Genomic DNA, 13,472 nt, shown 5'->3' with positions numbered 1-13,472 from the left:
CCCCACAAGGGGGAGGGAGATGCTGGTGGCACCGCCGCGCAAACACCCAGGCGTTTGTAATTGACGAACGCTTCAGCGCTCCTGGGCCGGCGCCTCCCCATGCTTTTCCCCCCGCTTCTGCTCATGCGTCGTCACAAACGGGATCGCCAGGCTGAAGGGGAAGGAATGCGCCCTTGGGGTGAGCGACGGGCCGAGGCCGATTTCCATGGTCTCGTGGCCCTGTTCCGGGTCCTCGGTGTAGGTGCCGAAGAGACGATCCCAGACGGAGAGGTAAAAGCCGTAGTTGCTGTCGGTCTCGCGGCGGAGCACCGAATGGTGGATGCGGTGCATGTCCGGGGTGACCACCAGCCACCGCAACAGGCGGTCGGCGCGCTCCGGGATCTTCAGGTTGGCGTGGCTGAAAACGGCTGAACCGTTGAGGACGATCTCGAAGAGCAGCACTGCTTCCCAGGGTCCGCCGAGCGCAACAATGACCGCGCCCTTCCAGACGAAGGAGAGCAGGATCTCGATCGGATGGAAGCGCAGCGCCGTCGTTGCGTCGACCTCGCTGTCGGCGTGGTGGACCCGGTGGACGCGCCAGAAAAGCGGGATCTTGTGAGAGGCAAGATGCTGGAACCAGACGGCAAGATCGAGCACCAGGAAGGCCAACAGTCCGACCACAATACCCGACCAGCCCAAAAGGCCGAACAGGCCCCAACCCTTGTCCTGCGCCAGAAGCGCGAGACCGACGCCACCGATCGGAAAGATCAGCCGCACCAGCAGCGCGTCAAGCAGGATGAAACCCCAATTGGTCGGCCAGCGTTTCAGACGACTGCTTTTCAGGCCCCGGCGCGGCAGCCAGACTTCCATGAGCGCCATCGCCAGAAAGACGCCGCCGAAGCAGGCCATGCGCAGCGTGTTGATGTCGATCTCGTCAAACATTCCGTTTTGTCGTCCAGGTCTTTATCGTCCCAGAGGGACGAAGCCGCTTGCCATGAGGAACGCGGCTCTATAGGGCAGATCCTATCCTTCTATACACCTCTTGCCGCTGCGACAGATCACATCACCATGACCGACTTTCTCTGGACCCGCCCCGACACCGATCCGACGGCCACGCTTCTCCTGGCCCACGGCGCCGGCGCGCCGATGGATTCCACTTTCATGGAAAAGCTGGCGGCCGCGCTGGCGGCCGAAGGGATCGCGGTCGCCCGGTTCGAATTCGCCTATATGGCGGGCCGGCGCACTGGCGGACCGAAAAAGCCGCCACCGAAGGCCGACAAGCTGATCGGAGAGTTCCAGACGGCTTTGCAGGCGCTGATGAAAGACGTTGACGGCCCGTTGCTGGTCGGGGGCAAGTCGATGGGTGGCCGGGTCGCAGCGATGCTTGCCGGCGGCGGTTCCCTGCCCGGCCGCGTGAGAGGCGTTGCCTGTTTCGGCTATCCGTTCCATCCGACCGGCAAGGCGGACGCCGAGTGGCGCCTCGCGCCTCTGGAAGAAGCCAAAAGGCCGGTTTTGGTGCTGCAGGGCGACCGCGACCCGTTCGGTACCCAGGCGGAGCTCGACGCGATCACCCTGCCCGGCCATGTCGCGATCACGTATCTGGAAGACGGCAACCACGATTTCGGCCCGCGCGGCAAGTCGCCGGCAACCCTCGACGGCAATATCCGGCAGGCGGCCACAGCAACGGCCGCCTTTTCCAGGCCCCTCTGATCACTCGGCCGGTGTCAGGTCGCGCCCGGACGCAGTTGGTGCGTGCGGCCGGTGGCGCATCCTGACCAGGCCGCCGAGATCGTCGCCGATCTTGATCAAGGCAGGCACCAGCACGAGCACCAGCACGGTGGCGGTTCCCAGACCGAACACGATAGTGATTGCCATCGGCAGCAGGAACTGGGCCTGAAGGCTGGTCTCGAACATCAGGGGCAGCAAGCCGCCGATGGTCGTCAGCGATGTCAGCAGCACGGCGCGCAGGCGGTCGCAGCTGGAACCGACCGCCGCGGTATCGAGATCCTCGCCGGCCGCCAGGCGCTCCTCGAACCGCGCCACCAGAATGATGGAATCGTTGACCAGGATGCCCGCAAGGCCGAGCAGCCCGATCATGCTGAGAATGGTCAGGTTGAAGCCCATCAGGTAATGGCCGACAATCGCACCGACGATGCCGAAGGGAATGATCGACATCACCGCCAGCGGCCGGGAATAGCTGGCAAAGATCGCCGCCAGGATGATGTAGATGCCGATGACGGCCAGGATCCCGCCGATCATGAGATCGGAAAAGGCGGTCGACTGTTCCTCGGCCCTGCCGGCGAAGGAATAATCGAGGCCGTAGCGCTCGGCCAGCTCCGGCAGGAAAGCCTTGTTCAGCTCGGCGATGATCTGGGTGTTTGAGGTGACGGTGCTGTCGACATCGGCGACCACGGTGACAACCGTGCGGCCGTCCCGGCGCAGGATCACCGAGAAACCCTGATCGTCCGTCAGCCGGACCACCTCGGACAGCGGCACGAATTCGCCGGCTGGCGTTTTCAGCGACAGCTGGCGCAAAGCCGCCGTGCCGTCCTGGTCGAACACCTGTTTCACCCGAACCGTGACTTCCTCGTCGCCTTCGGCGAAACGGCGGGCGATGTTGCCCTCAAAGGCGTTGCGGATCTGGCGGGCGGCGGTTTCCACCGTGAAGCCAAGCGCGCGGCCGCGCGGGGTCAATTCGACCACCAGCTCCGGCTTGCCATAGGGCAGATCGTCCTCCACGCCGCTGGTACCCGGGAAGCCGGAGAGCTCCTGCTGCAGTTCCTGGGCGGCGGCCTTCAGCTCATTGAGCGGCGCACCGGTCAGGCGGATGTCGAGGTCGCGGCCCGGAGGTCCGCCGCGGCGTTCGGCAATGGCAATCCGGGCGGTGCCGGGAATGGACGGCAAAGCTTCGCGCCAGGCCCGGACGATTTCCGGTGTGCGGACCGTGCGGGCCTCGGAGGGGCTGAGCTGTACCTTGATGTTGGCGACGTTGTCGCCCCGGTTGTTTCCGGCCTTGCCGAGCGTGGCATAGGTGGCCAGCACCAGTTTCTGATCCGTGCCCTCGGTGAGGTTCCGCTCGGTCTCGGTCAAGGCCGTTTCGACCCGCAGGATGCCCTCAATCGCCTGATCCTCCGGAATGCCGGCATGGAAATAGATCGCCGCCGTCAGGTTTTCCGATTCCGGCGAGGGGAAGAAGGTGAAGCCGACACGGCCGCCGCGCACCAGCCCGACCGCCAGGATCATGGAGGCAATCGCAAGCGCCAGCGTCACGTAGCGCCAGGTGACGGCGGCTTTGACAAATCCGCGGAAGGGGAAATCGCGCATCCAGTTGAAACCTGCATCGAAGGAGCGACGGAACCAGCTCGGCCGCTCATAGGCGCCGCGGCGCCGTTTGGACCGGCGCAGGGCCATCAGCAGTGTTTCCAGGGCCAACGCGAGCAGGAAACAGACAACGACCACCACGATCTCGAACACAACCGCGCCGGCACTGTCCCGCAGAGACCGCAGCGGGTCGTCGATCAGGTCGAGATAAGGTGGCACGGACATGTCCGGCTGGGCTACAAGGCTGCTCAAGAAGATGGCTGGCACGCCGGCCACGAACACCACCCGCCACCAGCTCCAGCCCGGCCGGCTGTCGAGCGCATGGGAAAGATGGCCCGGCAGCACCAGGAAACACTCGAGCAGCGACGCGATCACCACAGCCACCACCACGACCGGCAGCGTGCCCATGATCTGGCCGAGCACGTCGCTGACCAGCAGGATTGGCAGAAAGGCGGCAATGGTCGTCAGACTGGCGGCAAAGACCGGCGCCAGCATGGTGGTCGCCCCGTTGACCGCCGCATCGTCCGGCGTATCGCCCAGGCTCTGGCGCGTCGCGGTGTGTTCACCGACCACGATGGCATCGTCGACGATCACGCCGAGCATCATGATCAGCGCAAACAGGGAGATCATGTTGATGCTCTCGCCCATCAGCCACATGATGCCGATCGTCGCCATCATCGCCACCGGGATGCCGGCAGCGACCCAGAGGGCGATCCGGGCGTTCAGGAACAGGAACAGGATGCCGACAACCAGCACAAGGCCGGTGAGGCCGTTTTCGATCAGGAGCGAGATGCGGCCTTCGACCAGGTCCGCGCTGACATCGTATTTGACGATCTCCAGGGATTGCGGCAGCTGGGGAATGGCTTCCGACAGATAGTCGTCGACGATCTTCGCGGCCTTGATGGTGTCGGTGTTTTCCGTCCGCAGGATCTGCAGTTCCACGGCCCGGTCACCACCGGAAAACCCCTGGTTCTCGCTTGAATCGAAGTCGCGGCTGACGTTGCCGATATCCTTGACCAGCGTTTTTTCACCCGACGCATAGGATTTCACCTCGACCCGTCCGACGGCATCCGGAGAGCGCTCTTCCGACAGGGCCCGGATCTGCCGTTCGACGGCTCCGTCGAGATTGCCCGCGGGCAGGTCGACTGTGTTGCCCGCGATCTGGCTGGCGACATCGGCGATGGTGAGGTCGAGACGGCGCAGCTCGCGCTCGGGGATCTCGACCAGGTATTCCGGCGAGCGGTAGCCATAAAGTTCGACCTTGTCGATGCCGCGCGCCAGAAGATCGTCGCGGATCTGCCTTGCGAAGATCTTGAGCGCCCGCTCAGTAAAGGGCCCGCGCAGGGCCAGGGTCGCAACACGGTCGGTGAAGGTCGAGGCGGACACCACCGGTGTTTCGGAATCCAACGGCAACGTTGTGACGCCGGCAACGGCCTGTTCCACGTCGGACAGGGCCTGCTGCATGTTGGTGCCTTCGACGAATTCCATCTGCACCGAGGCGCTGCCCTCGCGGGCATAGGAGACGATCTCGTCGAGGCCGTCGGTGAAGCGCAGCTCCGGTTCGATCACCTCCAGGATGTTGGCGGCGACATCCTCCGCGCTCGCGCCTGACCAGGAGATCGAGACGGAGATCCGGTCGGTCTTGATCGTCGGAAAGAACTGGGTGTTGAGCTTGGCAAAGCCATAAGCGCCGAAGAGCACCATGGCCGCCATGATCAAGTTGGCGGCATTTGCGTGACGGACGATCAGCTCCAGAAAGCTGCGGGACCGGTTGGCGGTCATTTCGGAACGTTCCCTCACTGGCCATTACCCGCGTTTTGGGCATCCGGGTTGTTGGCGCCTGCCTGCGCTTCGACGACATCCTTCACGAGCAAGCCCGCCCCGGCCTCGGGAATCCGGGTGGTCAGAAGCACATCGCCGTCCTTCAAGGCACCCGTGACCAGAAGCCAGCCGTCATCAATGGCAAGCGAGGTCACCTTGCGCGGCTGGAGACGGCTGTTCTCAACCACGAAGACCGTGCCGTCGCCATAATAGGCGGTTTCCGGAATGCGGTAGCTCTGTGCGTAGCTGCGGTCCGCCAGCGACACTTCGACAAAGGCGCCGGGCCGGAGCGGAATGCTGGTTGCCTTGCCGTCGATCCGAGCGATCACCTCGACACCGCCGCGATTGCTGGCGACATCAGCGCCGATGCGGGTGACAGTCGCCGGATAGATGACTGGCTCGTTGCCGAGATACCAAGTCACGTTGACCGGCCGGCCGACCACCGTGCCAGTTTCCGCAAGCAGGCGGCCATACTGGTTATCGGAGAGCGTGAAGCGGACCTCGAACGCATCGCTGCTATAGAGCGAGACGATGGCGTCGTTGATGCTGACCAGCCGGCCGAGTTCGGCGGATTCAGAGCGCACGATCGCGTCGAACGGGGCCGTCAGAATGGTATTCTCCAACTGGCGCTGCGCATTCTGCAGCCGCCATTCCAGCCGCTTGATCGCGGCTTTCTGCTGGTCGACCCGGGCTTCTTCAAGGGCCAGCGAATTCTGGGCCTGTTCCAGGGTCTGGCGGCGCTGCGACACGATCAGCTTGCGGTCGTCGAGCGTGCGCTCGGTGACCGCGCCCTTGCCGAGCAGTTCCTCGGCGCGTTCCAGATCCCTCTGGGCAAACTCCAGCTGTTCCTGTGCCCGGACGACATTGCCCTTTTGAAGTTTTACCCCGCCCTCGCTCTCCACCAGTCCAGCGCGGGCTTCGGCAAGATTGGCCTCGGCCTCGGTCACGGCACCCTCATAGTCGAACCGGTCGATGGCGACCAGAACCTCGCCCTGTTTGACCGCACCGCCGGCCTTGAGATCCGGATGCACCTCAACCACCTCGCCGGCGACCAGCGAGCGCAGCTCGACTTCCCGCCCGGCGGTGGTCTCGCCGTAGACATTGATGGTCGGAGCATGGTCGGCGGCGGCAAGGTTGAGCGTTTCTACGGCGTAGCTCTTTTCCTGGATCGGGCGCTTGGGCACCTCGGGCTTGGAAGCGATCAGGACGTTCATGCCCTTCACCGCGCCGAACAGGATGGCGAACGCGATCAGCATCTGCAGCAGCGCCTTCAATAGCAGCGTCCAGCGGCCGCGGACGCGTTGCGCCACTTTGCCTTCCGGCGGCAGCACTTCGGAGACGGGCTGTTTTCCGGGATCTTTCTGAAGGGACTGCAACATATCTGCTCACCAGGGCCTTGGGCTGTTTCTTGCGCGCACGAGCATTAGATTTACTTTGCACTGCAAAATTCAAGCCCGGCTTACCTTTGAAGGCAATTCCTGGCACGCCGAAAGTTGTAACAGAATGTGTCCGAAGGCCGCTGCCGCGACCTCCGGTTACCAGGAGACTGTCAATCAGACAGGTGAGACACTCAGGATGCGTCGAAGTCGTAACGGCTGCTGCAGAATTCGCAGGTGACGACAATCTTGCCGTCGACCGTCATGTGTTCGATTTCCTCAGCGCTGAAACCGGCCAGAACACCCTCGATCTTGTCGCGCGAGCAGCTGCATTTGTCCGCGAGCGGCTGGGGCTCGAAGAGGCGCACACCGCGCTCATGGAACAGGCGGAACAGCAGCATTTCCACACTGACTTCCGGGTCCGTCAGTTCAACATCCTTGATAGTATCGACCAGCACCTTGGCTTCCACCCAGGCATCGTCCTCGTCGATCTCATGCGGCGAAACGCCTTCCGGCGCGTCGCCCGGGTCGATGTCGGCCTGCTTCATGCGCTCCGGTGCTTCGGGCAGGAACTGGATCAGGACGCCGCCTGCGGTCCAGGATTTGTTTGGTCCCTCGCCTTCCTGACGCGTGAACAATTCGCCGACACCGAGACGCACCTCGGTCGGGATCTGCTCGGAGCGCTCGAAATAGCGCCGGGCCACCTCTTCCATTGAGATGCCGTCCAGCTCCACCAGCCCCTGGTAGCGCTGCATGTGGCGTCCCTGGTCGATGGTCATCGCCAGATGGCCGCGGCCCAGGAGCACCTCCTGGGTCGCCTTGCCGCCGGCCATCAGTTCCTCCACCATTTCCCTGTCGAAGGTGGCACAGGCGCGGATGGCGTCGGGGGTGGCGAAATCCACCACCAGCATGGACACCGGGCCATCGGTCTGGGTCTGCAACGTGAAGCGGCCGTCGAATTTCAGCGACGTGCCGAGCAGGCTGGTCAGGACGATGGCCTCCGCAAGCAGGCGGGAAACCGGCTCCGGGTAGTCGTGCCGGTCGAGAATGTTTTCCAGAACAGGACCGAGCGCGACCGCTCGGCCGCGCACGTCGAGGGCTTCCACGGCAAAGGGCCGGACAGCATCCAGCCCGGCAGGCGTGATGCCCAGGTCATCAAGATTCAGTGCCACGATGGCTCCGCCTTAAGCTGCGCCGAAACACCAGGCCAGGATGCCCTTTTGGGCATGGAGCCGGTTTTCGGCCTCGTCAAACACAACGGAATTGGGACCGTCCATGACTTCCGAGGTGACTTCCTCACCCCGGTGGGCCGGCAGGCAGTGCATAAACAGCGCATCGCCGTTCGCTTCCGCCATCAGCCGCTCATTGACCTGATAGGCGCTCAGGAGATTGTGACGCGTCTCCGTGTCATCGTCTCCCATAGACACCCAGCAGTCGGTGACGACACAGTCGGTCCCCTTGACGGCCTCATATGGGTCTGTCGTGACCTTAATGGAACCACCCTTGGCGCGGGCAGCGTCGATCAGCTCCTGCGGCGGTGCCAGTTCGCCGGGCGTGGCGATGCGCAGTTCGAAGTCGAACCGCGGCGCCGCATGGATCCAGGAGGCCAGAACGTTGTTGCTGTCACCGGTCCAGGCGACGCTCTTGCCGGCGATCGAGCCGCGATGCTCCTCGAACGTCAGGAGGTCGGCCATGATCTGGCACGGATGCGACAGCTTGGTCAGGCCGTTGATCACCGGAACCGTCGCGGCCTCGGCCAGCTCCCGCAGCTCGTTGTGATCGAGAATGCGGATCATGATGGCATCGACAAAGCGGGACAGGACACGCGCCGTGTCGGCGATGGTCTCGCCACGGCCGAGCTGCATTTCCGCGCCGGTCAGCATCAAGGTCTCGCCGCCGAGCTCGCGCATGCCGACATCGAAGGAAATGCGCGTACGGGTCGAGGGCTGTTCGAAGATCATCGCCAGCACCTTGCCGGCCAGCGGCCCCTCGCCGCGGCGAACGCCGTTGCGGCCGGCCTTGATCTTGCGGCTGGTTTCCAGGATCTCGCGCAGGTCGTCGCCTTCGAAATCGGTCAGGTCCAGAAAATTCCGGTAGGATCCGTTAGCGGTCATCCGGCCGCTCCTTCCACCAAGTTGGCCTCGACCGTCCGGGCCGCCTGTTCCAGGCGCTCGACGGCGAGGGCAATTTCATCTTCGTTCATGGTCAGCGGCGGCATGACGCGCACCACATTGTCGCCGGCCGGCACGGCCAGGAGGCCTGCCTCGCGGGCGGCGGCGACATAATCCGCCGCCGGCACAACGCATTTCAGGCCAAGCATCAGGCCGTTGCCGCGCACTTCGCCGAGAACCGTCGGATGGCTGTCGACAAGACCGGCCAGCTTCTGCTTGAAGCTGAGGCCCTTGCGCTGAACCTCTTCCAGGAAGCCGTCCGCCAGGACCACGTCCAGAACGGCGTTGCCGACGGCCATTGCCAGCGGGTTGCCGCCGAAGGTCGTGCCATGGGTGCCGGGCGACAGCGCGGCAGCCGTCTCGGCGGTCGCAAGGCAGGCGCCCATCGGGAAGCCGCCACCAATGCCCTTGGCGATCGCCATCAGGTCCGGCGCAACACCGGTCCATTGATGGGCGAACAGCTTGCCCGTGCGGCCGACACCGGTCTGGATCTCGTCAAAGATCAGCAGAAGGCCGTTGTCATCGCAGAGCTTGCGCACGGCGCGCAGGAATTCGGTCGGGATCTCGCGGATGCCGCCTTCGCCCTGGATCGGCTCCAGGCAGATCGCGGCAGTCTGCGGACCGATGGCCGCCTTCAGCGCGTCCAGATCATTGGCCGGCACCTGATCGAAACCGGGCGCCTTCGGGCCGAAACCTTCCAGATACTTCGCCTGGCCGCCGGCCGCGATGGTCGCGATGGTCCGGCCGTGGAAAGCACCTTCAAAGGTGATGATATGGAAGCGTTCCGGCTGACCGTTGTCATAGTGGTAGCGGCGCGCGCATTTGATCGCGGCTTCCATGGCTTCGGCGCCGGAGTTCACGAACAGCACTTTCTCGGCGAAGGTCGCCTCGCAAAGCCGCTGTGCCAGCCGCTCGCCTTCCGGGATCTGGTGCAGGTTGGACGTGTGCCAGAGCTTGGCGGCCTGCTCCTGAAGAGCTTTCACCAGATGCGGGTGGCTATGGCCGAGGGAATTGACCGCGATACCGGAACCGCAATCGAGGAATCGTCGGCCGTCTGCCGTTACCAGCCAGACGCCTTCCCCGTGATCGAAAGACAGGTTCGATCTTGCGTAATTTCCGAATAGTGCCGTCGCGGACATAACCTCGTTGATCTCCTCAAGAACGCCCAAACGCCCCGACGTCACCCTGACGCGGAGCAGGCAACCGTTAAAGGTGCCATTGGGCCAAAACGCAACGTGCCGCCTCATCGGGCGGCACGCAGCGGTTTTCTTATACACCGGCCCCACCATGGACTGTCAATGGAAATGGCGCACAAGACATATATGAGCGGCCCCGGAGCGAATTTCGTAAAATTCTCAATAGCCTCGCTTATTTGGGGAAAAGTCCCTTCATCCCCAACTGGTTTGGGTCAAACGGTTGCCTGATAAATTAACGTTATTGTAACCTCTGGGACATCGAACACGAGATCTCGTGCGGCAAATCACTTAGAGGCACTAGATATGCCATACTTAGGCGTGCACGCGCATGCTTAACACGGGGTTAATGGCTGCAGGGCGGTCAAATTAAAGGGTGCGGCAATGAGTTGGACAAACGAACGGGTCGAGCTTCTCAAAAAGCTCTGGGGCGAAGGTCTGAGCGCGAGCCAGATCGCTGGCGAGCTGGGTGGCGTCACCCGCAACGCTGTGATCGGCAAGGTGCACCGCCTGGGCCTGTCCGGTCGTGCCAAGACCTCCTCGTCCAGCGCTAAGCCGCGCCGGCCGCGGACCGCCGCGCCGGCCAGTGCCGCGCCCAAGAAGCCAAGCCAGCAGCCGCAGAGCATTGGCGCGACGGCGCTCAAAGCCGACATCGCACCGGCTCCGGTGGTCCAGGCCAAGCCGCAGGTCGAGCCGATCGCGGATCTGGTGCCGATCTCCCAGCGCGCCTCGATCCTGACGCTGACCGAGCGGACCTGCAAATGGCCGATCGGCGATCCGGCAACCGACGACTTCTATTTCTGCGGCCGCAATTCCGATGCCGGCGTGCCCTATTGCGCCCATCACTGCAAGATCGCCTACCAGCCGGTCGCCGACCGCCGCCGCGACCGCAAGGTCATCGCCCAGGCCGGCTGACCAATACAAGCCGAGTTCCCCCTTTTAAAGCCCGCCAACCGGCGGGCTTTTTTCATTCCAGGAATTCAGCGACCGGAATCTGCTGTTACCACCATCGTCATGCCGTTTCCCTTCCACGAGGCAAAGCCTTGTTAGCCGGCAATGACGAAGTTGGAAGTGGCGTCCAGGTCCAAGCCTTTCCATCGTCATCCCGGACGCAGCGAAGCGGAGATCCGGGATCGGGGAGCCGAGATCTTGCGAAGGTACATCAGAGTACCAGCGGCCACTTTGGGCTCCCCGGTTCCGGCTCGCGCTGCGCTTGGCCGGGATGACGATGGAAAGGTCGTGTAAATACCAAAAAGCCCGCCAGTGGCGGGCTCTTTCCAGTCAATGTGGTCACTTCTCAGGCGGTTGCCGTGAACTGGTCGTTGAACGCATAGCCGGCACCGCGAACGGTGCGGATTGGGTCCTTGGCCTTGCCCTTGTTGAGGGCCTTGCGCAGGCGGCCGACATGGACGTCGACGGTGCGCTCGTCGACATAGACATCATGACCCCAGACACCGTCGAGCAGCTGCTCGCGCGAGAACACCCGGCCCGGCGACGTCATCAGGAACTCCAGCAAGCGAAACTCGGTCGGCCCCAGGTGGATTTCCTTGGTGTTGCGCCGGACGCGGTGAGTTTCCCGGTCCAGTTCGATGTCGCCGGACCGCAGCATGGTCGAGACCACTTCCGGGCTCGCCCGGCGCAGGATGGCGCGCACGCGGGCCATCAGTTCCGGAACGGAGAACGGCTTGACGACATAGTCGTCGGCACCGGTGGACAGGCCGCGGATCCGTTCCGCCTCTTCGCCACGCGCGGTCAGCATGATCACCGGCAGGCGCTCGGTGTCTTCCCGGGCGCGCAGACGGCGGCAGAGTTCGATACCGGACAGGCCCGGCAGCATCCAGTCGAGCAGCAACAGATCCGGCAGACTTTCGCGCAGGCGGATCTCGGCTTCATCCCCGCGGACACACGATTCAACCGCGTATCCCTCGGCTTCCAAATTGTATCTTAACAGAAGGCTGAGCGGTTCTTCGTCTTCAACGATGAGCACCTTCGGCATACGTCTCGCTCCAATTACAGCAGCCGGCACAAGTCTCTAGTCGATCCGCGCCGGCCGGATCTCTTCCGCGGAAATCGTCAGCGGTTACACAGCACCGGTTTCGTCAACCTTGGCACGCTCTTCCGGCAGTCGCTCACCCGTCACCATGTAGTAGACGTTCTCGGCGATGTTGGTCGCGTGGTCGCCAATGCGCTCAATGTTCTTGGCACAGAACAGAAGATGCACACACTGGGTGATGACGCGCGGATCTTCCATCATGTAGGTCAGGAGCTCGCGGAACAGCGACGTATAGATCGCATCCACTTCCGCGTCGGCTTCCTGCACCCGGCGGGCGGCTTCCGCGTCCTTGCGCGTGTAGGCGTCCAGAACCTGCTTCAGCTGGGCCAGTGCCAGTTCGGTCATGTGTTCCACACCGATGGCAAGCTTCTTGGACTGCAGGTCGCTGTCGATGGCAATCACGCGCTTGGCAACGTTCTTGGCCAGGTCACCGACCCGCTCCAGGTCGTTGGCGATGCGGGTTGCTGCGGTGACTTCGCGCAGGTCCTGGCCCATCGGCTGGCGGCGGGCGATGATCTCGATCAGCTTGACCTCGACCTCGTGATGCAGCGCATCCAGACGCACGTCGTTCGCAATGGTGGATTTCGCCAGGTCCAGGTCCTGCGACACCAATGCGTGAACGGCATCGGCGAAGGCTTTTTCCGCCAGACCGCCCATTTCGGCGATCTTGCCGGCCATGGCCGTCAGTTCCTCGTCGTATGCCGAGACTGTATGTTCAGACATCCCGTGTCCCCTTCAGAATTCGGATAATCGCTTAGCCGAAGCGGCCAGTGATGTAGTCCTGCGTACGCTTGTCTTTCGGATTGGTAAAGATGTCCTCGGTCGGACCTTCCTCAACCAGAATGCCGAGATGGAAGAAGGCCGTGCGCTGCGACACGCGGGCCGCCTGCTGCATGGAGTGCGTCACGATCACGATCGTGTAGTTCTCACGCAGTTCGTCGATCAATTCTTCCACCTTGGCGGTCGCGATCGGGTCGAGAGCCGAACAAGGCTCATCCATCAGGATGACTTCCGGGCTGACGGCAATCGCGCGAGCGATACACAGACGCTGCTGCTGACCGCCGGACATGCCGGTGCCCGGCTCATCGAGCCGGTTCTTCACTTCTTCCCAGAGACCGGCCTTCTGCAGGCTGGACGCGACGATGTCGTCGAGATCGGACTTGCTCCTGGCCAGACCGTGAATGCGCGGGCCATAAGCGATGTTGTCGTAGATCGACTTCGGGAACGGGTTCGGCTTCTGGAACACCATGCCGACCTTGGCGCGCAGCTGCACCGGATCGACCTTCGGATCGTAGATGTCTTCGCCGTCGATCTTGATCGAACCCTCGACACGGCAAATGTCGATGGTGTCGTTCATGCGGTTGAGCGTCCGCAGGAAGGTCGACTTGCCGCAGCCGGACGGACCGATGAAGGCGGTAACCGAGCGCGGCTGAATTTCGATGTCCACGTCCTTGATGGCGTGGGTATCGCCATAATAGACCTGCACCTTATTGGCGGAAATCTTGCTGTCGGTCATGTTATTGGCCCGTTCAGTATTGAGCATCTGGTTCATCGGTAC

Annotated in this window: 11 protein-coding genes; 2 read left to right on the top strand and 9 right to left on the bottom strand. The window is 63.1% G+C overall.

From position 1 onward, the window contains the following. Positions 1-72: 72 nt before the first annotated feature. A complete protein-coding gene (locus tag M0H32_RS02100; RefSeq protein WP_248150098.1) occupies positions 73-921 on the bottom strand; it encodes a sterol desaturase family protein in 849 nt (282 codons plus the stop codon). 126 nt (positions 922-1,047) lie between these two features. Here M0H32_RS02100 and M0H32_RS02095 point away from each other — a divergent pair, with 126 nt between their 5' ends. Then, positions 1,048-1,689 carry an alpha/beta family hydrolase gene (locus M0H32_RS02095; RefSeq protein ID WP_248150096.1) on the top strand — a complete coding sequence of 214 codons (642 nt, stop codon included), beginning with the start codon at positions 1,048-1,050 and terminating at the stop codon, positions 1,687-1,689. Here the strand turns inward: M0H32_RS02095 and M0H32_RS02090 are convergent, their stop codons facing one another. From M0H32_RS02090 to M0H32_RS02070, 5 genes are all read right to left on the bottom strand, one after another. After that, the gene (locus M0H32_RS02090) at positions 1,690-5,082 is read right to left on the bottom strand and encodes an efflux RND transporter permease subunit (protein WP_248150094.1); all 3,393 of its coding nucleotides are present in this window, start codon (positions 5,080-5,082) and stop codon (positions 1,690-1,692) included. 14 nt (positions 5,083-5,096) lie between these two features. Then, a complete protein-coding gene (locus tag M0H32_RS02085; RefSeq protein WP_248150092.1) occupies positions 5,097-6,500 on the bottom strand; it encodes an efflux RND transporter periplasmic adaptor subunit in 1,404 nt (467 codons plus the stop codon). A gap of 191 nt (positions 6,501-6,691) precedes the next feature. Then, on the bottom strand, positions 6,692-7,669 hold the full coding sequence (locus tag M0H32_RS02080; protein ID WP_248150090.1) for an Hsp33 family molecular chaperone: 978 nt from the start codon (positions 7,667-7,669) through the stop codon (positions 6,692-6,694). Positions 7,670-7,681: 12 nt separating this feature from the next. Further along, positions 7,682-8,611, bottom strand: a complete 930-nt coding sequence (argF, locus tag M0H32_RS02075) for an ornithine carbamoyltransferase (RefSeq protein WP_248150086.1) — start codon at positions 8,609-8,611, stop codon at positions 7,682-7,684. After that, on the bottom strand, positions 8,608-9,807 hold the full coding sequence (locus M0H32_RS02070) for an aspartate aminotransferase family protein (protein ID WP_248150084.1): 1,200 nt from the start codon (positions 9,805-9,807) through the stop codon (positions 8,608-8,610). The genes argF and M0H32_RS02070 overlap by 4 nt, the downstream gene beginning before the upstream one ends. 438 nt (positions 9,808-10,245) lie before the next feature. On the opposite strand from M0H32_RS02070, the gene M0H32_RS02065 reads away from it, so the two are divergent. After that, entirely contained in the window at positions 10,246-10,776 is a 531-nt protein-coding gene (locus M0H32_RS02065; protein ID WP_248150081.1) for a GcrA family cell cycle regulator, read from the top strand. A 382-nt stretch (positions 10,777-11,158) separates the two neighbouring features. Here M0H32_RS02065 and phoB read toward each other — a convergent pair whose 3' ends face one another. The 3 genes from phoB to pstB form a co-directional block, all read right to left on the bottom strand. Then, the gene (phoB, locus tag M0H32_RS02060; protein WP_248150079.1) at positions 11,159-11,857 is read right to left on the bottom strand and encodes a phosphate regulon transcriptional regulator PhoB; all 699 of its coding nucleotides are present in this window, start codon (positions 11,855-11,857) and stop codon (positions 11,159-11,161) included. An 84-nt stretch (positions 11,858-11,941) separates the two neighbouring features. Then, on the bottom strand, positions 11,942-12,637 hold the full coding sequence (phoU, locus tag M0H32_RS02055) for a phosphate signaling complex protein PhoU (protein ID WP_248150077.1): 696 nt from the start codon (positions 12,635-12,637) through the stop codon (positions 11,942-11,944). A gap of 31 nt (positions 12,638-12,668) precedes the next feature. Further along, complete coding sequence (gene pstB / locus M0H32_RS02050) at positions 12,669-13,466, bottom strand: phosphate ABC transporter ATP-binding protein PstB (RefSeq protein ID WP_248150074.1); 798 nt, start codon at positions 13,464-13,466, stop codon at positions 12,669-12,671. Between the last annotated feature and the right edge of the window lie 6 nt (positions 13,467-13,472).

The organism is Roseibium sediminicola, from assembly GCF_023156505.1.
Lineage (GTDB): Bacteria > Pseudomonadota > Alphaproteobacteria > Rhizobiales > Stappiaceae > Roseibium > Roseibium sediminicola.
The sequence above is the reverse complement of the archived record's forward strand: the minus strand, read 5'-3'. Positions and strand labels throughout refer to the sequence as shown.

Coding starts and splice junctions, on each gene's coding strand:
- M0H32_RS02100 (WP_248150098.1), bottom strand. CDS start 921: ATGTTTGACGAGATCGACATCAACACGCTGCGCATGGCCTGCTTCGGC.
- M0H32_RS02095 (WP_248150096.1), top strand. CDS start 1,048: ATGACCGACTTTCTCTGGACCCGCCCCGACACCGATCCGACGGCCACG.
- M0H32_RS02090 (WP_248150094.1), bottom strand. CDS start 5,082: ATGACCGCCAACCGGTCCCGCAGCTTTCTGGAGCTGATCGTCCGTCAC.
- M0H32_RS02085 (WP_248150092.1), bottom strand. CDS start 6,500: ATGTTGCAGTCCCTTCAGAAAGATCCCGGAAAACAGCCCGTCTCCGAA.
- argF (WP_248150086.1), bottom strand. CDS start 8,611: ATGACCGCTAACGGATCCTACCGGAATTTTCTGGACCTGACCGATTTC.
- M0H32_RS02070 (WP_248150084.1), bottom strand. CDS start 9,807: ATGTCCGCGACGGCACTATTCGGAAATTACGCAAGATCGAACCTGTCT.
- M0H32_RS02065 (WP_248150081.1), top strand. CDS start 10,246: ATGAGTTGGACAAACGAACGGGTCGAGCTTCTCAAAAAGCTCTGGGGC.
- phoB (WP_248150079.1), bottom strand. CDS start 11,857: ATGCCGAAGGTGCTCATCGTTGAAGACGAAGAACCGCTCAGCCTTCTG.
- phoU (WP_248150077.1), bottom strand. CDS start 12,637: ATGTCTGAACATACAGTCTCGGCATACGACGAGGAACTGACGGCCATG.
- pstB (WP_248150074.1), bottom strand. CDS start 13,466: ATGAACCAGATGCTCAATACTGAACGGGCCAATAACATGACCGACAGC.